Here is a 23,988-nt window from a genome sequence, read left to right on the forward strand (position 1 = left end):
CGGTCAGGGAAGGTGGTCCCCGACCAGCGCAAGGCACTGGATCGCGGCCAAGCCGTACTGCGCGGAGGCGTTCGTGGACACGAAGCTCGCCTCGTCCACCGGTTTGAGCACGGCGGGGCCGTCGACCCGCACCGCTGTCCAGGGTGCGTTGCGCGGGTAACCGGCGTGGCCCGTGTAGAACTCCTGCCACGCCCTGGCGGCCAACGAGGCGTTGCCGGTCTTCGCCGCGGCGTACGCGGTGAGCCGGGAATGGGCCTGCCGCAGGTTCAGGCTGCCGAACGACTGACCGGTCTCGGCCTGCTGTTCCTCGGCCGTGGCGTTGTACAGGCGGCAGTACTGCAGCCAGGCGTGGGTGAACTCCGGGATGTCGAGCAGGCCGACGAGCTCGCTGCAGATCTCAACCAGGCCGAACACCGCGCCGAGCGCACCGACGGAGACAGCCGGTTTCGCCGGCGCGAAGGCTCCGGTGTCCAGGTCGTACAGTCCGCTGCCCTGGACGAAGCCGTTGGGCAGCGCCCCGATGCTGCGAGCGCCCGCTGACAGCTTGCGCAGCGCGACCGGGTCCCCACCACGCTCCCACTGGTGAGGAGGGCGGCGGCGACACCGCTCCAGTCGGTGCCGAGCGAGACGGACAACGCGTGCGGATCCGGTTCGTAGGGCTCGGTGCGGATCTTGCGGAGCGGGTCGAGGACGAGGAACGTCCGATCGCCGTCGACGAGGTCGCGCATCAGGTCGCCAACCCGTTCGTCGGCGGTGAGGAAGTAGTAGAACCGGCGGTACGCGGCGGTGCTGATCCGCAGCTGCTTGGCGCTGTCCGCCCAGTGCTGCACGCCGTGCCGGGTGCCGAGGTCGCGCCACCTGCCCAGGTGGTAGACGTCCACCTCGCCGGTGTGCCGGGTCATGGCCTCGGCGAACCGGAACACGTCGGCGCGCCCGGACCGCAGGTACTGGTACCACAGCCACAGGTCCGTGGAGAGCTCGGAGTTGTCCCACGCGTACCCGCCGACGTCGTAGCGCCACACGTGCCGGTCGGGGTCGTAGGTGTGCATGATGTCGCCGTAGTTCCATAACCCGTACCAGCTGCGCTGCTCGACCTGGCCGCGGTGGTGGTCGAAGAGGAAGTCCAGCCGGTCCTCGACCTCCCGCCGCGCCGGGGTGCCGCGGTCGACCGGGCTCCAGTCCCCGAAGACACCGGCGCTGTGCAGGCAAGCCGGTGAAGCGACGATCAACGGCGGCGTGCGGACGGCCGCGGCCAGCTGCGCGAACCGCTCGGCGGACGGCGTGGCGTCCAAGGCCCAGAACGACAGCTCGGTGGTGCGGGCGATCCCGTACGGCGTGCCGAAGCCAGGTTCGTAGTCCTCGTAGGTGATCTCCAGCCCTTCGAGCTGTTCCGGGTACGTGTCCTGGCCCATCCCGTCGTGGTAGGAGCGCAGGTCCATCGGGGTGGCGTCGGGCGACCAGAGCCACATCGTCACCTCGGCGGTCTCCCCGGCCGCGCCGCGGACGTCGAGCTGCGTGGGGTGCAGCTGCCAGAAGTCCCGCATGCCAAACGCGAACCCGCCGCTGATCCCACCGACGTAGCCGAGGCCGGACGCCCGGCGCCCGGAGTCCACCGGGATCCAGCCGTGGCCCGCACGGGTGCGCTTGCGGACGTCGAAGCAGCCCTCGGACAACTGCCGCAGGCTGTAGTCGCCCCAGGCCGGGACGTACTGCAGCCGGCCGCTCACCCGTGTGTCCCAGGTGGACAGCGGAGGTGTCGCTCGTCCGGCGATCTGCGCCTGCCGCACCGCCGCACCGGGATCACGGCGCAGACCGGTGACGCCGCGAACGGCCTCGCCGAACACGCCGTCGCCCTCACCGGCGAAGCGCACATGGCGGTCGTGCGGTTGATCGGTCATCGGCACCTGGAAGCGGACACCGAGGCCCGAGATGAAGTCCTTGTTCGCGTCGCCGTCGAAGACGAAGGTGTGCACCATGCGGATGCCGTCGCTACCCGCGTACAGGTACAGCCGGATCGTGAACGGCAGCCACGCCCGAGGGCCGCGCTCGGCGCGGTGCGCGCCCTCGATGCGGACCACGGCGCGGACCGGGCCACGTTGCTCGACGGTCACCGCACGGACGTCGGCGGTGAACCGTTCGGTGCGCACCACCTCGGGAGCGTCGTCCGCGGTGTTCTTGCGCAGGCAGACCAGGGTGCCGCCGGTGGCGACGGTCCGGTTTCCCCTGGAGATCGACGGAACGAGGACGCGGCCGCGGCGAGCGATCCGGCAGCGGATGACGCCGGTGTCGACCTCGACCTCCTCGCGGTTCTGGCTGATCCGCAACGGGGCGGCGGGCGCGGCCGGTTTTCCCCTGCGCAGCAGGTACTCCCGCGCCGGCGCGACCTCCGTGCCGATCGCGTGTGCGGTCCACTTGACCGTCCCGTCCGGCCAGAAACCAGTCGGCCACGACTGCACGGGTACGGCCTGGCCCGCAGCCGTGGTGAGGGACAACTCACTGCCTTGGGACAGAGCGCCCCGCGCCCACGGCACTCCCCAGGTGGTACCGACGAGTGCCTGCGGCGCATCGCTTTCCAGCCAGTGCAGCGGAACTTCCGCGTCCGTGACCGGTGTCGGCTGACCGCTCAGCGCGGTGCCGGCTTGTGCCGGTGCTGGCAGCCCGCTTGCCGCGCCGGTCATCGCGACGCCGACCAGAAGAGTGCGGCGAGACAGTTCGGGCATCGTTGCCCTCCACCTGAGCCGAGGTTAAAACGGTTACTATCGCTGCGGCGAGCGAACCAAGGTTTTCTTGATCGTGTCAAGCCCGCCGTCCTTACTTTCCTTTTCAGCAATGGTTTTGGCATGCCACCGGTCGATCATGCATTCGATCCATCCGAGGTAAGCGGTTCAACTCGGATTCGACAGTCTTCGACTGTCAGGCAGCTGTCTCCCCACCAGGGCGCGCGGGCTTGGACAGCAACGGCGTAAGGGGTGCACAAGGGCTTTCTGCTCACGGCTTCCACATCGCCGATGCGGGTGGAGCTCATCGAGTGGCATGCTCGATCGCGCTGGCACCGCAAGGCGCCCGTCGATGGCATTTCGACCTGTTCGACTCAACTCGGGGTACAACCGGTTCGGTAACCGTTTTCTGGAACAATCCCCGGTACTGCGGTGACGGGAAGGGCCGGTGGACGATGACGCGGCGGGCGAGCGAACAGGCGAACGGCCGGCGGCGGTCCACGATCCGCGAGGTGGCGGAACGGGCCGGCGTGTCCGTGGCCACCGTGTCGCGCATCCTGAGCGGCGACTACCCGGCCGCCCCTGCCACCCGCAAGCGCGTCCTGCGCGCCGTCGAGGAACTCGACTACGTCGCCAACGCCCACGCCCGTGCGCTTGCGGGCACGTCCGCCAAGAGCATCGCCATAGTGCTCAACTCGGTGACCTCGCCGCACTACGCGCATGTCGCGCAGGGCGTGGAGACCCAGACCGCCGCCGAAGGCCGGCTCTGCCTGATCGGCACGACCGGCGGCGACCCCGAGCGTGAGCTCGCGATGGTGAAGTTCATGCGGGAGCAGCACGCCGAGGCGGTCATCCTGGTCGGCAACGTCGTGGCCGACGAGAGGTACCGCAAGCGCATGGGCCAGTACGCGCACGCCCTGAGCGCGATCGGTTCCCGGCTGGTGCTGTGCGGCCGCCCTCCGCTCGGCCCCGACGTACCCGCGGTCGTCGTGGAGTACGACAACACGGGTGGCGCGTTCGCGGCGACCAGTCACCTGCTGTCCGCGGGACACGAGCGCATCCTGTGCCTCGGCACGCGTCCCGGCCACACCACGCAGGAAGGCCGGGTGGCCGGGTACCGCCGGGCGCTGGAGGCGCACCGCGTGCCGCACGACCCCGCGCTCGAGGTCGAGGGCACGACGATGGAGTGGCACGAGGGCTATCGGATGATGAAGGAGCGGCTGGCCACCGGCCCCCTCGACTTCACCGCGGTCTTCGCCCTCAACGACCTCATCGCCGGCGGCGCCTGCCGCGCACTGGCCGAACACGGACTCCGGGTGCCCGACGACGTGTCGATGGTGGGGTTCGACGACCTGCAGTCGTCGCTCGACCTCGGCCTGACCAGCGTGCACCTGCCGCACGAGGAGATCGGGCGCACCGCCGTGCGCCTCGCGCTGGAGCACGAGGCACGCGGCGGCACACCTCCGCACGTCGTCCTCGGGACGCACCTGGTGATCCGCGACTCGGTCCGTCCCCGCGTGTCCTGACACCCCGGGCACGGGGTCAGGCAGCGGCAGCTCCGACGTCGAGACAGTCGATGGTGGCCGGAAGACGACACCGACTCCACCCGCGGGCACGTGCAGACCGCCGATGACACCACTTCGACATCGCGGGACAACGGGACCGTCCACACCGGACCGCACCAGCTCGTCACAGCGGCGCTGATCGGCGTCGCGCACCACCGAACAGCATCGCCAAGTGATGTTATCGCTAACATAGCCTTCGCCGACAGCAGCGTTTCCGCCCTGGTTGATCAAGTGTTTGGGCAGTTCAGAAGTGTTTCGAAACACCTGTGGTCGAAAAATTCGACAGCACAACCACTGTTAGCGATAACAGCAGGTCTTGTCGGAGGTGTCGGTCATCGTTATCGTGCTAAAAGCGCAGCCGAAGTTATAGCTCGGAACACGACCGGTGGTGCACTCAGGTTCCCGCTCGCGAGGAGGCGAGGCATGAGCTCACTCACGCAGCCGGCTTTCCGGGCTGCCGATGTCCTGGCCCTGCGCAGATCACCACACCGGCACCGGACGTCCTGACACTGCTCGACACCTCACCAGCCGATGCGGTCACCGGACCGCGTCGGCGTCAAACCCGCGCCGCCGCAACCACTCGCCAGAAATCGAGGACATCGTGGTCCCATCGATGAAACGCGTACTGATACCGCTGCTGGCCCTGGTCGTCACCGTCGCGGTGACACCTTCCGCGTCGGCGGCCTACCCCGCGCCCGGCCGGGTCACCGGTGACATCGGCGTGCACGACCCGAGTACGGTCAAGCGCCCGGACGGCAGCTACCTGGTCGCGCACACGGGCAACGGAATCGCGCTCAAGACCTCCGCCGACCGCACCGCGTTCCGCAACGCCGGCGCCGCCTTCCCCAACGGCACGCCGTGGGCCGACACCTACACCGCGAACAGCCGCAACCTGTGGGCGCCGGACCTCTCCTACCGCAACGGCCAGTACTGGATGTACTACTCGGCCTCGACGTTCGGCTCGAACCGATCGGCGATCTTCCTGGCCACCAGCCCCAGCGGCAACTCCGGCACGTGGACCAACCGCGGCCTGGTTGTCGAGTCGCGCACCAGCGACAACTTCAACGCCATCGACCCCGACCTCGTCGTCGACGACCAGGGCCGCTGGTGGCTGAGCTTCGGCTCCTTCTGGTCCGGCATCAAGATGATCGCGCTCAACGCGTCGACCGGCCTGCGCTCCGACTCCACGATCCGCTCGATCGCCGGCCGCAACGGCGGCGCGATCGAGGCGCCGAACATCGTCAAGCGCGGCAACTACTACTACCTCTTCGTCTCGTTCGACCGCTGCTGCCAGGGCGCCGCCAGCACCTACCGCGTCATGGTCGGCCGCTCCACCAGCGTCACCGGCCCCTACACCGACCGCAACGGCACCGCCATGACCTCCGGTGGTGGCACGGAGATCCTCGCCGGCCACGGCAGCATCCACGGACCCGGACACCAGGACGTGCTGGCCGACAGCGACAGCGATGTGCTGGTCTACCACTACTACGCGGACAACGGCGCGTCCCTGCTGGGCATCAACCTGCTGGCGATCGACTCCGCCGGCTGGCCGTACCTCCACTGATCGAATGCGAACGACATCCGTGCAGCCGCAGGGAGAAGAGCATGATCTCGACCATCAGCCGCCGTGGACGACGGCGAACCACACTTGTCCTGGCCGCCACCACCGCGTTGCTCGGCGGGGTCACCTCCGCCCTGCCACCGGCGGTGTCGGCGGCCTCCGTGGACACCAACGCGTCGTACGTACTGGTCAACCGCAACAGCGGTAAGGCGTTGGACGTCTACGACCTCGCGACCAACGACGGCGCCCGGATCTCGCAGTACACGCGCAACGACGGGGCTTGGCAGCAGTGGCAGTTCGTCGACTCCGGTGGCGGCTACTACCGGCTCAAGTCGAAGCACAGCAACAAGGTCCTCCAGGTCTCGGGCGGCTCGACGGCCGACGCCGCCGACGTGGTGCAGTGGACCGACAGCAACGCGAGCAGCCAGCAGTTCCGGCTCGCGGACTCGTCCGGCGGGTACGTGCGGCTGCTCAACCGCAACAGCGGCAAGGCCGTGGAGACCTACGAGTGGTCCACCGCCGACGGCGCGCGGGTGGTGCAGTGGCCGGACACCGGTGGCGCGAACCAGCAGTGGCAGCTGGTGAAGCTGGGCGCACCGGCGGCGGGGACGTTCACCAACCCGATCAAGCGCAACGGCCCGGACCCGTGGCTGCAGTACCACAACGGGTACTACTACCTGGCGACGACGACGTGGAACTCCACGATCACCATGCGGCGGTCGCGCACCCTCGCCGGGCTGTCGAGCGCCGCCGACCAGGTGGTCTTCAGCCTGTCCGGCCGGCCGAACGGGTGCTGCAACATGTGGGCACCGGAGTTCCACCTGCTCAACGGCCGCTGGTACCTCTACTACGTCGCCGGGCAGAACGTGCCGGACTACAACCCCACCCAGCGGCTGCACGTGCTGGAGTCCTCCGGCACCGACCCGATGGGGCCGTACAGCTTCAAGGCCGACCTGGGCAACACCTGGGAGCTGGACCCGAGCATCCTGCAGCACGGCGGCAAGCTGTACCTGATGGGCAGTGCGATGGACGGCACCCAGTCGTTGACCATCACCCCGATGTCGAACCCCTACACGCTCAGCGGCGCGCGGCGCACGATCAGCCAGCCGACGCTGTCCTGGGAACGGCAGACCGGTGCGGTCAACGAGGGCGCCGAACCGTTGTACCGCAACGGGAAGACCATGATCGTGTACTCGGCCAGCGCGTGCTGGGGTCCCGACTACAAGCTGGGGCTGCTCACGCTCACCGGTTCCGACCCGCTCAACCGCTCACATTGGACGAAGTCGCCGAACCCGGTGTTCCAGCGCAACGACGGCAACGGCGTGTTCGCCCCGGGCCACAACGGGTTCTTCAAGTCGCCCGACGGCACCGAGGACTGGATCGTGTACCACGCCAACGACAGCGCCTCCGGTGGCTGTGACATGAACCGGTCGACGCGTGCCCAGAAGTTCAGCTGGAACTCCGACGGCACGCCGAACTTCGGCACCCCGGTCCGCCTCGGCACGCAGCTCGCCGCCCCATCCGGCGAACCCGCGGCCTGACCGATCCCCTCCGATGGCCGGCGGCCCGCGCCGCCGGCCATCCCCCACCGCTCCGGACAGGAGACGTCCCGTGCCGCAACGACGCACTTTTCTCGCCGGTGGAGTGGCCGCGGTCGCCCTGGCGGGCACGAACCGGCTCACCTCCCTCGCCGCCCCGGGTGACACCGCCTACGCGATGGGCTACTTCACCGAGTCACCCGGCAAGGTCGCCGACCGGTACGCCCTGCACCTGGCCGTCAGCACCGACGGCCTGAACTGGATGCCGCTCAACCAGGGCAACCCGGTCACCACGCCCACCGCGGGCACCGGGGGCCTGCGGGACCCGTTCATCATGCGCAAGCAGAACGGCGGGTTCGTCGTGCTGGCGACGGACCTGACCGGGACCGACTTCACCCGCCAGAACCAGTACATCCACGCCTGGGACTCGGCCGACCTGCGGTCGTTCACCGGATACCGGCGGCTGAAGATGCACTCCATGCCGACCCACACGTGGGCGCCGGAGGCGTTCTGGGACGCCTCGCGCAACCAGTACGGCATCCTCTACTCCGCCAACAGCGGCGGCCGTGACGCGTTCTACGTCAACTACACCACCGACTTCGTCAACGTCGGCGCACCGCAGCTGTTCTTCGACCCCGGCTTCAACGTCCTCGACGCCACCGTGCACGTCGGCAACGGCACGAATTACCTGTACTACAAGAGCTTCAGCGACGGCCGCCTGCACGGTGCGCGGTCCGCCACGCTCACCCCGCGCAGTTTCGACCGGGGCACCTACACCGCCGGCGTGGTGAGCGGCGGCATCGAGGCCCCGATCGTGGTCAAGGCGCACGACCGCGACGAGTGGTGGCTGTGGGGCGACTCGTACTCACCGGTCAACGGCGAGCTGTACGCCTGGCGCTCGGGCAACATCGCCGCCGACTCGTGGTCGCCGCTGACCAAGGCCCAGTACACCCAGCCGCTCAACGCCAAGCACCCCACCATCTGCGGCATCACCGCGACCGAGTACAACGCCCTGGTCAGCCGCTGGGGCACGCCCACCTGGAACCGGATCAAGTCCTACAACTTCCCCGACCAGCTCATCCGGCACACCGGCAACACCGCCCGCATCGACCCCTACCCGTTCGACCCGTACCAGGACGCGATGTGGCAGCTCGTCCCGGGCCTGGCGGCCTCGGCCGGGATCTCGTTCCGCTCGGTCAACTACCCCGACCGCTACCTGCGCCACGCCGACTACGCGCTCGTCCTGGCGGCGAACGACGGCAGCACGACCTTCGCCGCCGACGCCACCTTCCACCGGGTCGCGGGACTCGCCGACCCGGCGTGGACCTCGTTCCGCTCCCACAACTTCCCCGACCGCCACATCCGGCACTCCGGATACGTCCTGCGCATCGACCCGATTTCGGCCGGGTCGGCGGCGGCCGACCGCCAGGACGCCACCTTCCGCGTCGGCTACTGACCGCCGGTGAGGCGGACGGCCGTCCAGGACCTGGGCGGCAGGACGACGTGCAGGCCGCTGTCGACGACGTCGGCCTGCCGCGGTCGTGGGACGACGCGGTCCGGGTCGGCCTCGGTGTTGGTCGCCGCACCGTCCTCGTCGTGCACGGACCACGCCTCGGCCACCGCCACCTCGCCGAACGCGGCCAGGTCCGCCCGCAGGTCCACCGGCTCGGTCTGGTGCCGGTTGACCGCGAACACCACCGTGTCGCCCGTTTCGGGATCGTGGGTCGCGACAGCGTCCACGACGGGGACGTCACCGAAGCGCTTGGTCCGGTACGTCGGCGAGGACGTCTCCACCCGCAGCACCTGCCCGCGCGCCAGCCGCGAGGTCAACGCGAACGGGTGGAAGATCGTCTGGCGCCACGCGGGCCCGCCCGGCTCGCTGCGGATCGGCGCGATCACGTTGACCAGCTGCGCCTGGCACGCCACGGCCACCCGGTCGCTGTGCCGCAGCAACGACATCAGCAGGTTGCCGACGACGACCGCGTCGGTCACGTCGTACCGGTCCTCGATGACCCGCGGCGCGACCTCCCACTCGGTGCGCGGAGTGTCGTGGAACCGCTGCATGTACCAGACGTTCCACTCGTCGAACGACAACGTGATCCGCTTGTCGCTCTTCAGCCGCGCGCCGACCGCGTCCGCCGTGGCGACGACCCTCTCGATGAACCGGTCCATGTCGACCGCGGAGGCGAGGAAGCTGTCCACGTCACCGTCCAGCACCTCGTAGTAGGCGTGCAGGGAGATGTGGTCCACCTCCTCGTACGCCAGCTCCAGCACGGTGGCCTCCCACTCGCCGAACGTGGGCATGGCCGAGTTCGAGCTGCCGCACGCCACCAGTTCCAGGTCCGGCTCGGCCTGCCGCAGCGCACGGGCCGTCTCGGCGGCCAGCCGCCCGTACTCGTGCGCGGTCTTGTGGCCGAGCTGCCACGGACCGTCCAGCTCGTTGCCCAGGCACCACAGCTTCACCCCGTGCGGTGCCTTGGACCCGTTCGCCTTGCGCAGCTCCGACAGGTGCGTGCCGCCGTCGTGGTTCATGTACTCGTGCACGTCGAGCGCTTCGGCGACACCGCGGGTGCCGAGGTTCACCGCGTACATCACCTCGACGTCGGCCTTGCGCGCCCAGCGGACGAACTCGTCGATGCCGACCTCGTTGGTCTCCAGGCTGTGCCACGCGAGCTCGCGGCGCACCGGCCGCCCGGCGACCGGGCCGACGCCGTCCTCCCAGCGGTAGCCGGAGACGAAGTTGCCGCCGGGGTACCGGACCAGCTCGATGCCGAGCTCGCGGGCCAGTGCCAGCACGTCGCCCCGGAAACCGTCCTCGTCGGCGGTCGGGTGCCCTGGCTCGTAGATGCCGGTGTAGACGCAGCGGCCCATGTGTTCGACGAACGACCCGAAGAGCCTGCGTCGCACCGGCGCGATGACGTAGTGGGGGTTGAGGACCAGAGAGGCGTTGAGCACGGTTCTCCTACTTCAGAGCGCCCGCCGCCGCGCCGCTGCGCCAGAAGCGCTGCAACAGGACGAAAGCGGCGATGAGCGGGACGATGGCCAGCAGCGAGCCGGTCACGACGAGGTTGAACAGCATCCGGTTCCCGGCGTCCTGCTGTGCGGTGTTGAACCAGGTGGTCAACCCGACGGTCAGCGGGTACAGGTCGGCGTCGCTGAGCATCACCAGCGGCAGGAAGTAGTTGTTCCACGTCGCGACCAGGGTGAACAGGAAGACGGTGACGAGCGCGGGACGCATCATCGGCAGCACGATCTGCCAGAAGATGCGCAGCTCGCTCGCCCGGTCGACCCGTGCCGCGTCGATCAGCTCCGCCGGCACGCTCTCGTCCACGTAGACGCGGACCAGGTACGCACCGAACGGGCTGAGCAGCGACGGCAGGACGACCGCCCACATGGTGTTGACGATGTCGAGCTCGGACAGGATCAGGTACGTCGGCAGCACCAGTGCGGTGGCCGGCACCATGATCATGCCGAGCAACGCGGTCTGGAAGAACCGCTTGCCCGGGAACGAGAACCGCGCCAGCCCGTAGCCCGCGGCCGCGGCGAGCGCGGTCGCGCCCACAGCGCTGAGCCCCGCGTACAACGCCGTGTTGACCAGCCACCCGCCGTAGACGCCGCCGTCCTCGTGGAACAGCTGCTCGACGTTCTCCAGCAGGTTGAAGTCGGCGAACCACAGCGCCGGGCTGTCGAGCAGGTCCGGCTGGCTCTTGGTGGCCGCGATGACCACCCAGAGCAGTGGTACCAGGAAGTACAGGATGCCCGCCCCCATCAGCAGGTGAGGGAGCCACGTCCGTGCCGTCGTGTTGCCGGCTCCACCGGTCATGAGCGCGCTCCCCGCCTGTGGCTGACGAACACGAACGCGTAGGCCACCACGAACACCAGGAAACCGAGCGCGAACGAGAGCGCGGCCGAGTAGTGGAAGTCCGAGTAGGCGAACGCCTGGTTGTAGGCGTAGAGGTTCGGCGTGTAGCCGGCCGAGACCTGCGGTGCGAACCGGGCCATGATCTGCGGTTCGGTGAAGAACTGCATGGTGCCGATGACGGTGAAGATCACGGCCAGCGAGATGGCCTGCTTGATCGCGGGCACCTTGACCCGCAGCGCGATCTGCACCGGCGTCGCCCCGTCGATGACCGCGGCCTCGTACATCTCGCGCGGCACGCCCTGCAACGCCGAGTAAAGGATGATCATGTTGTAGCCGGTCCACGCCCAGGTCACGATGTTGCCGAGCGACACCAGCAGCAGCGAGGCGCTGAAGAAGTCGATCGGGTCGCCGCCGACGAGCGTCGGCAGGTCCGCGAACGGACCGAACGTGCGGCTGTACAGGAAGCCCCACATGAGGGCGCCGACGACGGCCGGCACGGCGTAGGGCATGAAGGCGATGAGCCGGAACGCCAGGGCGAGCCTGGTCGTGACGGCGTCGAGCGTCAACGCTCCGGCCAGCGCGATGCCCAGCATGACGGGGATCTGCACCAGTCCGAAGAGGACGACCCGCAGCAGGCCGTCGAGCAGCAGCGGATCGGTGAACGCGCGCACGTAGTTGTCGATGCCGGTGAACCGGGTGCCGAGCGCGAGGCTCTTGCTGGACAGGCTGAGCCAGAACGCGTAACCGAGTGGCACCACCAGGAACGCCACGACGACGAGGAAGAACGGCAGGACGAACAGCGCTCCGGCCACCGGGTGCGCGGTGACCCGGCGCGGCTTCCGCCGTGGCCGGCGCTCGACCGGACGGGGAGACGGCGGCAGGGCGTCGGCCGCGGGTGCCGTGATCGGTGCGGACCGCGTCACGGGGGACCTCCTGGACTGGGGGCGGTCTGCCGCGACCCGTGGGCCGCGGCAGACCTCGGCTGCACTAACGGCTGACCTTGAAGCCCTGCTTCTCGGCGTACGCGACGACGTTCTTCTGCGTCTCCCCGAGCACCGTGCTCCACTGCCTGCTGCCCGACATCGCCTCGGCGGTGCGGTCGTTCAGGTCCTTGAAGACGAAGTCCTGGAACGGCGTGTACTGGAACTCGCCGAGCTTCTGCGACACCGGCACGAAGATCTCGTTCACCTTCTGCCCGTTGAAGAAGTCGTACGCCTTGCCGGTGAACGCCGGGTCGGCCGCGACCTCCTTCACCAGCGGGTAGAGGAACGCCTTGTTGAGCCCGATGTCCCACGCGGCCTTCGAACGGCCGAACAACTCGCGGGCCACCGTGGCCGCCGCCTTCGGGTTCTTGGCCTGCTTGGTCACGGTGAACGTCGAACCGCCCCAGTCGCCCTGCTCATCGGCACCCGCGGTCCACTGCGGCATCGGCGCGACCGCCCACTTCCCCGCGGTGTTCTTGAGCGAGCCGGCCACGTAACCGGGCGTCCAGCCGGCCGCGGCCCAGGTCCAGTACTTGCCGGAGTCCAGCGCCGCGGTGGCGTCGGCGGTGAAGAACTTGTCCTGGGCCATCAAGCCCTTGTTCACCAGGTCGCCGTAGAGGTTCACGACCTTCTCGCACTCGGGCGCGGTCAGGTTGATCTTCACCTCGTCCTTCGCCCTGGCCTGCGAGTAGCCGTACGGGCGGCAGCCCGCCTGCCACATCAGACCGTTGAGCCAGCCGCCGTCGCTGCCGAAGCTCGCGATGTGGGCGTTCGGGTCGACGGCCTTGATCTTCACCGCCGCGTCGGCGTACTCCTGCCAGGTCGTCGGCACCGGGATGCCGTGCTGGTCGAAGAGGTCTTTGCGGTACATCAGCGCCATCGGTCCGCCGTCGACCGGGATGGCGTAGACCTTGTCGCCGTCGGTGGCCTGGCTCCACGCCCATTCTGCGTAGAGGCTCTTGTCGTCGTTGGCGCCGTACTGCCCCATGTCCACCAGTGCGTCGAGGATGACGAACGTCGGGATCTGCTGGAACTCGACCATCGCCACGTCCGGCGCGCCCTTGCCGGCGGTGAACGCCGTCTTGAGCTTGGCGTACTGGTCGGGGCCGGTGCCGACGTTGGTCCAGTCGACCTGGATGTCCCTGTGGGAGGCGTTGAACGCGTCGACCACGCCCTTGAACTCCGGGTACCAGGCCCAGACCGACACGCGCACGGGTCCGTCGGCGTTGCCGGCGGCCCCGCCGCACGCGGCCACGGCGAGCAGGCCCGTGACGACGAGCCCTGCGCGGAGTTTCGCCATCCATCTGGTGCGGAGCATGAGTAGCGCCTTTCCGTCGCGGCATGCGTCAGTGCATGCTCGATCGCCATCACGGTGAGTGATCGGAGATGCGGTGACCCCGTGAGGCACGAACCGAGGACCGCTGAGTCGATGCGGTGCTGCACCACGGCCGGCGGATCCGAGTGGATCGACCGTGGCTGCCACCGTGGCAATGGTCTTGCTGCGCTGCAAAGCACTATGGACTGGCTTTTGCCGCGCTGCAAGACCCAATCTCAGGTACGTCGAACGAGCCGTGAGGCCGGTTCCCGACACCCGGAGGGCTGGGACTTGTCGTGGCGAGGGCCGGCGGGCACACTGCGCTGCAGCGCTGCAGCGGTGGGCCGCCGCGCCGGTCTCGACGGAGTGAACACATGCGCGATGCCACGCTGCGTGACGTTGCCGAGCTGGCGGGGGTGTCCGCACGCACGGTGTCGAACGTGGTCAACGGCTATGCCCCGGTCACCGAGCCCACCCGCGAGAAGGTCGAGAAAGCGATCAAGGAGTTGGGCTACCGGCCCAACGTGCTGGCCCGCAACCTGGCGAACGGCCGGTCGGGGCAGATCGCGGTGGTGGTTCCCTTCCTGGACGTGCCGTACTTCTCCGAGCTGCTGCAGGCGATCATCCCCAAGGCCCGCGAACGGGGCTACCACGTGCTGATCGACCAGACCGACGGCGATCCCGCCCACGAGCGGGAGCTGATCCGGCGCGGCGCACGGGCGGCCCTGTTCGACGGGATGATCTACAGCCCTCTCGGCCTGGCGCAGGAGGACCTGGCCGAGAGCGACCCGACGTTCCCGCTCGTCCTGCTGGGTGAGCGATCGTCCAACGCCTTCTTCGACCACGTCGGCATCGACGACGTCGAGGCGTCCCGCGCGGCCACGGCACACCTGATCGGCCTGGGCCGGCGCCGGATCGCCGCGATAGGCGACCAGCCGTACCCGACCGGCGAGGCAGCGCAGCTGCGCACCCTCGGCTACCGGCGGGCCCACGCGGACGCCGGCGTGCCGGTGGACGAGTCGCTGATCATCCAGACGCGCCGGTTCAACCGCGCCGACGGTGCGGCCGCCATGCGGGCGTTGCTCGATCGAGCCGACCCGCCGGACGCCGTTTTCGGCTACAACGACACGGTGGCGCTCGGCGCGTTGCACGAGGTGCTGGAACGCGGGTTGCGCGTGCCCGAGGACATCGCGCTGATCGGCTACGACGACATCGAGGAAGGCCGCTACGCCAACCCGGCGATCAGCACGATCTCTCCGGACAAGGACGCCATCGCGACGACCGCGGTGGATCGGCTGCTCATGCGCATCGGCAGCACGACACCGTTGCCCGGCATAGAGGTGCGTGCCTCGCATCGGCTGATCGCCCGGCACAGCACCGTGGGGCGCGCACCAGGCGCCGAGTGACAGCTGGGACTGCGCGGCCGGTCGCCGGGGCCGGCCGCGCAGTGCCGTCAGGTCAACTTGGCGGCGTGGTCCGGCACCTCGCGTTGCAAGGCACGCGCCGTGCGCTGGTATCCGGTCGACGGCGGCCGCGCGGGCAGGGTGATCTCCGGAGCGGTGACCTCGTGGTAGTCGATCGTCCCGAGCAGGTGCGCGATCATGTTGATCCGCGCCCGCCGCTTGTCGTCGCCTTCGACGGCGTACCAGGGTGCTTCGGGGATGTCGGTGTGCACCATCATCTCGTCCTTGGCGCGCGAGTAGTCCTCCCAGCGCGTCAGCGACTCGAGGTCCATCGGGGAGTAGCCCATGACGCGTTCGACGCCCGCGCGGTTGTACCAGCTCCGGTCGAGCAGCACGATCTCGCCCGCCGCCGGCAGATGTGCCACGTAGCGCTGGAAGTACCACTGGGTGCGTTCTCGTTCGCTGGGCGCGGGCAGGGCCACGATCCGCGCGACCCGCGGGTTCAGGTGCTCGGTGATCCGCTTGATCGCCGAGCCCTTGCCCGCCGCGTCACGGCCCTCGAACACCACCACGAGCCGCGCGCCCGTGGCCCGCACCCACTCCTGCAGCTTCACGAGCTCGATCTGCAGGCGCAGCAGCTCCCGCTCGTAGACGTCGCGCCCCAGCTTGGCCATCAACTGCCTTTCCCGTGGCGGCGTTGCCGCCACTTCTCCAGCTCCACGACGACATACGCCGCGGCGCTCAGCACGAAGACCACCAGCCAGGGCTGCCACCCGAGCGGTGCGGTGTGGAACAGGTCGTTCATGACCGGGACGTAGGTCAGCAGCAGCTGCAGGCCCGCGGTCACCGCGACACCCGCCCACAGCCACCGGTTCGGGCCGGTGCTCGGCCGCCACTTCTCCAGCGACCGGCAGTTGACCAGGTAGGCGATCTGGGCTCCGACGAACACGTTCACCGCCACCGTGCGCGCCACCTCCAGCGTGGCGCCCGAGGCGAGCTGCCAGCGGAACGCGCCGAACGAGCAGGCGAGCAGGATCGCGGAGACCAACACGATCCGGCCGACGAGCTGCTTGGTCAGCAACGGCAACGAAGGAGGCAGCGGTGGGCGGCTCATCACGTCCGCTTCCCGCGGCTCGAACGCCAGCGTCAGTCCCAGGGCGACCGCCGTGGTCATGTTGATCCACAGGATCTGCACCGGCAGGATCGGCAGCGCGGCGCCGAGCAGGATCGCGGTGAGGATCACCAGGCCCTCGGCCATGTTGGTGGGCAGCGTCCAGATGATGAACTTGCGCAGGTTGTCGAAGACCGCGCGGCCCTCCTCCACGGCGGCGCGGATCGAGGCGAAATTGTCGTCGGTCAGCACCATGTCGGCAGCTTGCTTCGCCACCTCGGTGCCGCCCCTGCCCATCGCCACACCGATGTCCGCGCGACGCAACGCGGGTGCGTCGTTCACACCGTCACCAGTCATCGCGACGACCTCACCGGCGGCCTGGATCTCCTCGACCAGCCGCAGCTTCTCCTCGGGTGCCACGCGGGCGTGCACGTCGGCGATGCCGAACTCGGCGGCGATGGCCCTGGCCGTGGCCGGGTGGTCGCCGGTGATCATCTTGACCTCGATGCCCGCCGCCTGACAGGCGCGCACCGCCTCGACCGCCTCCGGCCGCGCGGGGTCGTGCATGGCGACGACGCCGAGCAGCTCCACGTTGCCCTGCAGGGCTTTCTCGGTCAGTTCGACGCCTGCCGCGCGTCCGATGGCGAGTACCCGCAGGCCGGAGGCGGAGAGTTGCTCGGCTTCGGCGTGGTGGTCGAGCCCGGCAAGGGCGAGGACCCGTTCGACCGCGCCCTTCACGTAGACCACGTCGTCGGCGTGCCGGGTCGCCATGAACATCCGCTCCGAGCTGAACGGCAGCACGTCCACCCGTTGCGGCACATGGATGTGGTCCAAGCCGGCTTTGCGTGCCGCCACGACGAGCGCGGCCTCGGTCGGATCGCCTACGGGCAACCAGCGCCCGCCATCCTCGACAACCCGCGCGTCGTTGCACGCCAGACCCGCCAGCAAACACTCCCGCAGTGCCGAGGTCGGCTCGGGCGTCACGGTTCCGGTGGGCTCGTAGCCGATGCCCGAGACGTCGTGGCGCGTGCTGCCCACGAGCACCGCGTTGACCGTCATCGCGTTGGCAGTCAGCGTTCCCGTCTTGTCGGTGCAGATCACGGTGGTGCTGCCCAGCGTCTCGACGGCCGGCAGCCGGCGGATGATCGCGTTGCGCTTCGCCATCCGCGCCACTCCGATGGCGGGCGTCACGGTGACCGCGGCGGGGAGGCCTTCGGGGATCGCGCCGACCGCGAGGGCGACGGCGGCGGTCACCATCTCGGCGAGCGGTTCGCCGCGCAGCACACCGATCACGACGCTGAACGCCGCGAGCCCGAGGATCACGACGGTCAGGATCTGGCTGAAGCGGGCGAGTTTGCGCGTGAGTGGCGTCTGGACGGTGGTGGTCGTGGTGACCAACCGGTGCACCCGGCCGATTTCGGTGCCGGCCGCCGTCACGACCACGACACCACGCCCGGCCCCGGCGGTCACCAGCGTGCCGCAGTAGGCCATGTTGGCGCGGTCGGCCAGCGCGGTGTCCGACGGCAGCTCCACCGGGTCCTTGGCCACCGGAACGGACTCGCCGGTCAGCGCCGACTCGTCGATCCGCAGTTCCTTGGTGGTCACCAGGCGCAGGTCCGCGCCGACCTGGTCGCCTGCCTCCAGCACGACCAGGTCGCCTGGTACGAGCTCAACCGACGGAACCCGTTCGGTGAGGCCGTCGCGCACGACGGTGACTTCGGTCCGCACCATCGCGGTCAAGGCGTCCAGGGCGCGTTCCGCCCGCGCCTCCTGGATGAAGCCGATGATCGCGTTGACCACGACCACGCCGAACACCACGGAGGCGTCCACGACCTCGCCCAGAGCGGCGGTGATCCCCGCGGCCACCAGCAGGACGTAGATGAGCGGGTGGTGCAGTTGCAGCAGCAACCGCACCACCCGACTGGGCCCGCGCCGGGCCGGCAGCTCGTTCGGACCGAGCGCGGCCAGACGTTCCCGCCACTGGGATGTGGACAGGCCCGCGGCTTCATCGGTCTCCGCGATGAGGACGACGTCGGCCACCGGCAGCCCGTGGTGGACGACGTCTTCGCGGTCAGCGGTGCTCAGCGGCATGGCCCACTCGCAGATGGGCCGAAGTCGTCCATCAGTCCCTCGGCGTGGCGGGCGAAGTCACGCGGTCCGGCCGTGACGAGCGGGCGGGCCACGGTGTCGGCGGCCTTCATCGCGCGGGCTTTGCGAGTTCGCGGTCGTCGACCGGGATGACCACGATCGGCGCGTGTGCGTGCCGCACGACGTGCATGCTCGTGGAGCCCAGGACGATCTGCCGGAGCCGGTGCCCGGTGTGCGAGGCGACCACCACCATCGCGGCGCCCTCCAAGGCGCGTTCGAGCGTCTCCGCCGCCTCGCCGCGCAAGCTCTGGCGGACGATCTCGGGCATCTCCTGGCGCTTCTCCGCTGCGGCCTGCACGGCCTTGTCGATCAGGGCTTCCGACTCGGCCCGCGTGCGCTGCTCCGTGGTCTCGGTCCAGTCGGTCAGCGCCTCGAAGGTCCAGGCGTGCACGACGTGCACCGGGCACCCGCGCACGGCTGCCTCGTCCAGCGCCCACTCCAGCGCTTGGTCGGACGCGGGCGTGCCGTCGACGCCCACCACGATCGGCCTGCTGCTCATGGCTCGTTCTCCCTCGGTTTCCGGTTCCGGTCAGGTGGTGCGCAGGCGACGCAGGAACGGGTCGGCGTGTTGAGCCGGAGCGACGCGCACCCGCGCGTCCACGACCACGCACCCGTTTTCGTTCAGCACCAGGGGGTTGAGGTCGAGTTCGACGACTTCGGGCAGTGCACCGGCCAGTTCAGCGACGCGGAGCAGCACGTCCCGCACGGCGTCCTCGTCGGTGCCGGCGAGGACCTGACCCGCGGCGCGGTAACCGTGCAGCAGGTCGTCGGCGTCCGCAGTGGACAACGGGGCCAGTGCCGCGGCGCGGTCGTCGAGCAGGTCGGTGTCCACGCCGCCAAGGCCGGTGACCACGAGCGGCCCGAACTTCTCATCGGTGACCACGCCGATCAGCAGCTCCCGGCGACCGGACGCCATCGGCTGCACGAACACACCACGCAACCGGTCACCGAAGCGGTGCTGGAACGCGCGGAAGCCTTCCGCTACACCGGCCGCGTCTGTGACCCCGAGCTCGATGCCGCCTCCCTTGCTCTTGTGCAGCAGGTCATCGGCCACGGCCTTGAGCGCCACGGGCGCGTCGTAGGCCTGCTGTGCCGCGACCGCGTGCTCGACGGTGGTCGTGAGCGTTCCGCCCAGCACCGGCAGCCCGAACGCGGTCAGCAGCGACACCACCTCGTCGGGCGGCAGCCAGCCCTGCCCTTTCACCACGATCGCCCGTGCGCCGTCCAGGTCGATCCGGCCCAGGCGGGCGAACTCCCTGGGCCGGGCCAACCAGTCAGCGCGTTCGACCAGCCGTGCCAGTGCAGCGGCGGCGCGAGCGGGCTCCGCGTAGCAGGGCACCTGGCCCGCGAGTCGTTCGGTCTGTCCGGTGCGCACCGCGAGCACCGGCTTGCCGTTGAGGTTGAGGTTGCGCACGCCGGCGGTGGGGTCGCCGAGTGCGGTCGGCACCGTCACGGTGATCACCGCGTCGACCGCGGGGTCCGCGCCGATGGTGTCGAGGCAGCGGGCGAAGGTCTCGTCGGTGACGACCGCGGTGGTGTCGACCGGGTTCTGCGTGCTGGCCGTCGCGGGGACCAGTTCCGCCAACGCCGCGCGGGTCTTCTCGCTCAACGTGGCCATGTGCAGGCCTTCCGGGACGCAGGCGTCCGCGGCCAGCACGCCGAGGCCGCCGGCGTTGCTCAGCACCGCGACCGACCTTCCTGCGGGAAGGGGCTGCCAGCTCAGCGCCATCACGGCGTCGGTCAGTTCCGGCACGCTGTCGACCGCGATCACACCGGCCTGCCGGAACAGGGCGTCCCTGGTGACCGCAGGCGTCGCGGTAGAGGCGGTGTGCGAGGCGGCGGCGCGCTGACCGGCCTCGCTGGTGGCCGCACGGATGGCGAGCACCGGCTTGGCGGCGGCGACGCGGCGGGCGATCCGGGCGAACTTGCGCGGGTTGCCGAACGACTCCAGGTACAACGCGATGATCCGGGTGTCGGCGTCGTGCTCCCACCACATCAACAGGTCGTTGCTGCTGATGTCGAGCTTGTCCCCCGTCGACACCAGGCTCGACAGGCCGAGCCCGAGCCGCCGCAGCTCCTCCCGCACCCCGATCGCGACGCCACCGGACTGCGTGACCAGCCCGACGCCGCCGACGAGGCCGTGGCCGGCGGCGAACGTGGCGTTCATCCGCACCCCCGACGAACTCGTCGCCACACCGAGGCAGTTCGGTCCGACCAGCCGCATGCCGTGCGCGCGAACCGCCTCCAGCAGTTGCTCCGCGTCGACACCGGACGAGATGACGACCAACGCCCGCACACCCCGGCGACCGCATTGTTCCGCGACAGCCGGAACGGCCTTCGCCGGCACGCACAGCACCGCCAGCTCCGGGGCTTGCGGCAGCTCGCTGACCGAGGCGTGGCAGTCGACGCCGGCAACGGACCTCGCGTGCGGGTTCACCGCGTACAGGTCGCCGGTGAAGCCGCCCTCCACCAGGTTGCGCAGCACGGCGTGGCCCACCGAGCCGGACGACCGGCCCGCACCGACCACGGCGATCGAACCGGGCCGCAGCACATGGGCCAGGCTCGCGACGTCGGCGCGCGACTCCCGCCGGCCCACCGCATCGAGGTAGCGGTCTCCCGGTTCCAGGACGAGCTCGACGTGGACGACCTCGCCATCGGGCACGATCGAGGTGACCAGGCCCAGGTCGGTGAACACCCGCAGCATCCGGCCGTTGATCGTGAGCACCTCGGCGGTGAACCGCCGCACGCCCCGGCCGCGCGCCAGCGAGGCGAGGTGTTCGAGCAGGAGAGTGCCGACGCCGTGGGCCTGCTCGGCGTGCGACACAACCAGCGCCACCTCCGCGAAGTAGGTCTTCCGCACCACCACGTAGCTCGCGGCACCCAGCAGCCGGCCGTCGCCGTACGCGCCGAGCACCACGTGCCGCGGCGCGTCCGGCGAGACCATCCGCTCGACAAAGTCCTCCAGCTGCCGCGGCGACGTGCTGAAGAACCGCAGGTACTGGTCCTCGAGCGGCAGAGCCCGGTGCAGCTCCAGCAGCGCCGGCACGTCGTCCGGCTCCAACTCGCGCACCGTCACGACCGAGCCGTCGGTCAGCAGCGCGGTCGCGTTCACAGCAGCGGTCCGGGCGTCAGTGGCGGGGCCGCGGTGACGGGTGCGTGGTCCTGCTCGACCTTCGGTTCACGAACCACGACGACCGGGCACGCGGCGTGGTGCACGCAGTACGAGCTGACCGAGCCGAGGATGATCCCGGCGAAGGTGCTGCGACCGCGGCTGCCGACGACGAGCAACTCCGCGTCCCGCGAAGCCTTGGTGAGCGCGTCCCTGGGATCGCCCTCCACCAGGATCCGGCGGATCTCCACGCCCTCGAAGCCCTGGACCTCGTGGTCGAGGACCTGCTGCCCCGCCGCCTTCAACGCCTGCGGCGTCACCTCGGCGAACACCTCGGCGGGCAACGGCCCCATCATCACGCCGTAGTCCGGGTGCCACGCCGAGATCGCGTCAACGGGGCAACCACGCCGGCGCGCGTCCTCCACGGCCCACCGCAGCGCGGCCCGGGACGCGGGTGATCCGTCTACTCCGACCACCACGGGCCGGGACTCGTTCTCGCTCATGCCCTCAGCCTCGCGAACCGTGCCGCGGCCGGTGAGTGGCCGCGGTCCCAGGCCTCCCGGGACCTTCGTCCCCGCGCTACCGGGCCATGCCCGGCGCCACCGCAACCACCACCGGAAGCAGCCACGCGGCGAGCCTGAACGCGCACCGCGGCCCGCCCGAGATCGCCGCCAGCACGAGCTCCACGACGGTGTTCGTGCCCAGGGCGGCGCCGCACGCCAGCACCACGACGTGCACCGGGATCGACCGCGGTGCGAGCGAAGCGGCCGCGATCGCCGTGGCGTGCGCATCCGCCAGGCCGCCTGCGGCCACCACTCCCCCGCCACCGAGCCACTCCGCCGCGGCGCGGGTGAGCACGAGGAACAGCACCAGGACCGCTGCCAGCGACAGCACGTCCTTCTGCGACATGGGTCTGCCGACGAGCGGGTCGTCGTTCTCGGTCTCAGCGGGCTTCGTCCGCCACACCAGCCACGCCACCTCGGCGAGCAGCACCACAGCGCCCGCGCCGACCGCGGGCAGGAGCCTCAACGCGACCGACGGGCCGGCGATCGCGGTCGTACGGGCCGAGCGGCCGGTTGGCAGCAGCGGCAGCACGACGAACGCGACGACGAACAGGATCATCGCGTCCCGCACGTCCTGGTCGCTCATCACCTTGCGGGCAAACCGGTGCAACGGTCGTTTCGCAGCCAGCAACACCGCTGCCGCGGCGCCCACCGGCACCGCGAGCTCGAGCCGGTACCAGGCGATCACGAGAGCGGCGACGGCGCCGAGCGCCACTCCCAGTGCGACCGGTGACAACGCGGCGCTGACCGCACCGGTCAACGCGATCAGCGGAAACGTCCGCAACCCGCCGGTGTGGTCGAGCTGTGCGGGTTGTCGTGTTCACGTTCCACGCCGAGCAGCAACCCGATCGCGAGCGCCGTCGCGAGGTGGCCCAATGCGACAGCGGTGTCCACGACTCAGCTCGCGTGGAGGCGCGCGGCCTCGTCTTCTGCCGTGACGACGTGCGCGTCCGGGCCGGGGAACACCAGCGCTTCGTGCTCGGTGTCCAACCACCGCACGACGTACGGCGGGCCACCGTCCTCATGCCGGATCTCCGCGATCAGTCCGCGCCGCCCAGTGGGTTCCACCAGCCAGTCGCCTGCCTTCGCCTTCATGGCGTCCTCCATCCGATCCGTGCGATCGAGAGTTCCTCACGCGCGTGCGCGCCAGCAGTGCGGATGGGCTTACCAGGCTCGTGACGTTGGTCCCTGCCAGTGCTTGCTCGCGAGTCGCACGCTGGTCCTGAGTGATGGGAGCAGCCGTGAGGACACCTGTGATCCTGGTCGGCGTCGATGGTTCGGCGAAGTCGCGCACGGCACTGCGCTGGGCGCTCGAGGAAGCAGCGCACCGGGGTGCCAGAGTGGAGGCGGTGCTGGCCTACCACCGCGAGCCGGCGGTCGTGCCGGCCGCGCTGATGGGGCTGAACTCCTACGGCGAGATGCCGCGACGGCACCCCGCCCAGGAGCTTGACGACACGGTGCAGCAGGTACGCGGCACGATGCTCCACGCCCCGGACGTCGCCGAGTGCGTCGTCGTCGGTGACGCGGCCGACCATCTGACCGAGGCTTCGAAGCACGCCGCGCTGTTGGTGATCGGCACCACGCGGCCGTGGAGCCGTCCGTGAATTCCTCTCGCGCGGCGTCACATGGAATTGTCTGCACCACGCCTGGTGTCCGGTTGTGATCTTTCCGCCGATGGCAACGCGGTAGCCGCGGGACGAGTCGGCGAGCCGCGAATTCAACTCCGCGCGACCCCAGGTGAAGCAGCCGGACCACCAAGCACCCGACCAACCGTCTGTAACGGCCGGGCTGATCCACACGACGTCGTCTCTCGGAGCGCCAACACGCTTATCTGCGACGAACGGTCGTTCAGCCGGCCGCGGTCAATGCCGCAAGAAGCGCATGACCGGTCACGCTGTGCAACAACAAGTCAGTTCTTCACCTTGAGCTGACCACTTTTTGTCAATTAAGAGCGGCTGACAAGGTTGTCAGTGCGTCCACGAAAGAAAGTGGGCGCTCCTTGCTGCCAGCGAAGTGCGAAATTGCTCCGCTGACCGTCGAGTTCGGCCCTGCCCAACACCGCTCACCGTTCGGCGACTGACGTCGACCACTCAAGGCCTGAGGCGTGTCGATG

The 23,988-nt window shown here is 69.7% G+C and carries 18 protein-coding genes and 2 pseudogenes; 7 read left to right on the forward strand and 13 right to left on the reverse strand.

Annotation, left to right across the window (positions count from 1 at the left end):
• Positions 1-3 precede the first annotated feature (3 nt).
• Positions 4-2,720: pseudogene (locus ADL03_RS01795) on the reverse strand (hypothetical protein).
• Between the two features lie 452 nt (positions 2,721-3,172).
• On the opposite strand from ADL03_RS01795, the gene ADL03_RS01800 reads away from it, so the two are divergent.
• The 4 genes from ADL03_RS01800 to ADL03_RS01815 all read left to right on the forward strand — a co-directional run bounded on the left by ADL03_RS01800 (position 3,173) and on the right by ADL03_RS01815 (position 8,837).
• Complete coding sequence (locus ADL03_RS01800) at positions 3,173-4,243, forward strand: LacI family DNA-binding transcriptional regulator (protein WP_053731545.1); 1,071 nt, start codon at positions 3,173-3,175, stop codon at positions 4,241-4,243.
• A 652-nt stretch (positions 4,244-4,895) separates the two neighbouring features.
• Complete coding sequence (locus ADL03_RS01805) at positions 4,896-5,846, forward strand: arabinan endo-1,5-alpha-L-arabinosidase (RefSeq protein ID WP_053731546.1); 951 nt, start codon at positions 4,896-4,898, stop codon at positions 5,844-5,846.
• A gap of 41 nt (positions 5,847-5,887) precedes the next feature.
• Positions 5,888-7,384, forward strand: coding sequence for a family 43 glycosylhydrolase (locus tag ADL03_RS01810; RefSeq protein ID WP_053731547.1), 1,497 nt, complete (start codon positions 5,888-5,890; stop codon positions 7,382-7,384).
• Positions 7,385-7,454: 70 nt separating this feature from the next.
• Positions 7,455-8,837, forward strand: a complete 1,383-nt coding sequence (locus ADL03_RS01815) for a glycoside hydrolase family 43 protein (protein WP_053731548.1) — start codon at positions 7,455-7,457, stop codon at positions 8,835-8,837.
• On the opposite strand, the gene ADL03_RS01820 is transcribed toward ADL03_RS01815, so the two are convergent.
• From ADL03_RS01820 to ADL03_RS01835, 4 genes are all read right to left on the reverse strand, one after another.
• Positions 8,831-10,336 carry an alpha-N-arabinofuranosidase gene (locus ADL03_RS01820; protein ID WP_053731549.1) on the reverse strand — a complete coding sequence of 502 codons (1,506 nt, stop codon included), beginning with the start codon at positions 10,334-10,336 and terminating at the stop codon, positions 8,831-8,833. The two genes, ADL03_RS01815 and ADL03_RS01820, sit on opposite strands and share 7 nt — an antisense overlap.
• Positions 10,337-10,343: 7 nt before the next feature.
• Positions 10,344-11,204 carry a carbohydrate ABC transporter permease gene (locus tag ADL03_RS01825; RefSeq protein ID WP_053731550.1) on the reverse strand — a complete coding sequence of 287 codons (861 nt, stop codon included), beginning with the start codon at positions 11,202-11,204 and terminating at the stop codon, positions 10,344-10,346.
• Positions 11,201-12,166 carry a carbohydrate ABC transporter permease gene (locus tag ADL03_RS01830; RefSeq protein ID WP_197287985.1) on the reverse strand — a complete coding sequence of 322 codons (966 nt, stop codon included), beginning with the start codon at positions 12,164-12,166 and terminating at the stop codon, positions 11,201-11,203. The genes ADL03_RS01825 and ADL03_RS01830 overlap by 4 nt, the downstream gene beginning before the upstream one ends.
• Before the next feature lie 64 nt (positions 12,167-12,230).
• Positions 12,231-13,544, reverse strand: a complete 1,314-nt coding sequence (locus ADL03_RS01835) for an ABC transporter substrate-binding protein (protein ID WP_082372793.1) — start codon at positions 13,542-13,544, stop codon at positions 12,231-12,233.
• 371 nt (positions 13,545-13,915) lie between these two features.
• On the opposite strand from ADL03_RS01835, the gene ADL03_RS01840 reads away from it, so the two are divergent.
• Entirely contained in the window at positions 13,916-14,947 is a 1,032-nt protein-coding gene (locus ADL03_RS01840; RefSeq protein ID WP_053731552.1) for a LacI family DNA-binding transcriptional regulator, read from the forward strand.
• Between the two features lie 47 nt (positions 14,948-14,994).
• Here ADL03_RS01840 and ADL03_RS01845 read toward each other — a convergent pair whose 3' ends face one another.
• From ADL03_RS01845 to ADL03_RS01875, 8 genes are all read right to left on the reverse strand, one after another.
• The gene (locus tag ADL03_RS01845; protein WP_053731553.1) at positions 14,995-15,618 is read right to left on the reverse strand and encodes a hypothetical protein; all 624 of its coding nucleotides are present in this window, start codon (positions 15,616-15,618) and stop codon (positions 14,995-14,997) included.
• Positions 15,618-18,140 carry an HAD-IC family P-type ATPase gene (locus tag ADL03_RS01850; protein ID WP_369808917.1) on the reverse strand — a complete coding sequence of 841 codons (2,523 nt, stop codon included), beginning with the start codon at positions 18,138-18,140 and terminating at the stop codon, positions 15,618-15,620. The genes ADL03_RS01845 and ADL03_RS01850 overlap by 1 nt, the downstream gene beginning before the upstream one ends.
• 112 nt (positions 18,141-18,252) lie before the next feature.
• Positions 18,253-18,702, reverse strand: a complete 450-nt coding sequence (locus ADL03_RS01855) for a universal stress protein (protein ID WP_053731555.1) — start codon at positions 18,700-18,702, stop codon at positions 18,253-18,255.
• A gap of 30 nt (positions 18,703-18,732) precedes the next feature.
• A complete protein-coding gene (locus ADL03_RS01860) occupies positions 18,733-21,315 on the reverse strand; it encodes a bifunctional GNAT family N-acetyltransferase/acetate--CoA ligase family protein (protein ID WP_053731556.1) in 2,583 nt (860 codons plus the stop codon).
• The gene (locus tag ADL03_RS01865) at positions 21,312-21,815 is read right to left on the reverse strand and encodes a universal stress protein (RefSeq protein WP_053731557.1); all 504 of its coding nucleotides are present in this window, start codon (positions 21,813-21,815) and stop codon (positions 21,312-21,314) included. Before ADL03_RS01865 ends, ADL03_RS01860 begins: the two co-directional genes overlap by 4 nt.
• A gap of 76 nt (positions 21,816-21,891) precedes the next feature.
• On the reverse strand, positions 21,892-22,659 hold the full coding sequence (locus ADL03_RS01870; protein WP_053731558.1) for a DUF4010 domain-containing protein: 768 nt from the start codon (positions 22,657-22,659) through the stop codon (positions 21,892-21,894).
• Positions 22,641-22,769, reverse strand: a complete 129-nt coding sequence (locus tag ADL03_RS50130; protein WP_255353321.1) for a hypothetical protein — start codon at positions 22,767-22,769, stop codon at positions 22,641-22,643. Before ADL03_RS50130 ends, ADL03_RS01870 begins: the two co-directional genes overlap by 19 nt.
• A gap of 3 nt (positions 22,770-22,772) precedes the next feature.
• Entirely contained in the window at positions 22,773-22,970 is a 198-nt protein-coding gene (locus ADL03_RS01875) for a DUF1918 domain-containing protein (protein ID WP_053731635.1), read from the reverse strand.
• Between the two features lie 146 nt (positions 22,971-23,116).
• On the opposite strand from ADL03_RS01875, the gene ADL03_RS01880 reads away from it, so the two are divergent.
• Both ADL03_RS01880 and ADL03_RS50645 read left to right on the forward strand, forming a co-directional pair.
• The gene (locus tag ADL03_RS01880; RefSeq protein WP_197287986.1) at positions 23,117-23,479 is read left to right on the forward strand and encodes a universal stress protein; all 363 of its coding nucleotides are present in this window, start codon (positions 23,117-23,119) and stop codon (positions 23,477-23,479) included.
• A 19-nt stretch (positions 23,480-23,498) separates the two neighbouring features.
• Positions 23,499-23,564, forward strand: a pseudogene (locus ADL03_RS50645) (hypothetical protein); the annotation flags it as partial.
• Between the last annotated feature and the right edge of the window lie 424 nt (positions 23,565-23,988).

This window comes from Nocardia sp. NRRL S-836 (assembly GCF_001279525.1).
Classification (GTDB): domain Bacteria; phylum Actinomycetota; class Actinomycetes; order Mycobacteriales; family Pseudonocardiaceae; genus Lentzea.

Coding starts and splice junctions, on each gene's coding strand:
- ADL03_RS01800 (WP_053731545.1), top strand. CDS start 3,173: ATGACGCGGCGGGCGAGCGAACAGGCGAACGGCCGGCGGCGGTCCACG.
- ADL03_RS01805 (WP_053731546.1), top strand. CDS start 4,896: ATGAAACGCGTACTGATACCGCTGCTGGCCCTGGTCGTCACCGTCGCG.
- ADL03_RS01810 (WP_053731547.1), top strand. CDS start 5,888: ATGATCTCGACCATCAGCCGCCGTGGACGACGGCGAACCACACTTGTC.
- ADL03_RS01825 (WP_053731550.1), bottom strand. CDS start 11,204: ATGACCGGTGGAGCCGGCAACACGACGGCACGGACGTGGCTCCCTCAC.
- ADL03_RS01835 (WP_082372793.1), bottom strand. CDS start 13,544: ATGCTCCGCACCAGATGGATGGCGAAACTCCGCGCAGGGCTCGTCGTC.
- ADL03_RS01840 (WP_053731552.1), top strand. CDS start 13,916: ATGCGCGATGCCACGCTGCGTGACGTTGCCGAGCTGGCGGGGGTGTCC.
- ADL03_RS01845 (WP_053731553.1), bottom strand. CDS start 15,618: ATGGCCAAGCTGGGGCGCGACGTCTACGAGCGGGAGCTGCTGCGCCTG.
- ADL03_RS01855 (WP_053731555.1), bottom strand. CDS start 18,702: ATGAGCAGCAGGCCGATCGTGGTGGGCGTCGACGGCACGCCCGCGTCC.
- ADL03_RS01865 (WP_053731557.1), bottom strand. CDS start 21,815: ATGAGCGAGAACGAGTCCCGGCCCGTGGTGGTCGGAGTAGACGGATCA.
- ADL03_RS01875 (WP_053731635.1), bottom strand. CDS start 22,970: ATGAAGGCGAAGGCAGGCGACTGGCTGGTGGAACCCACTGGGCGGCGC.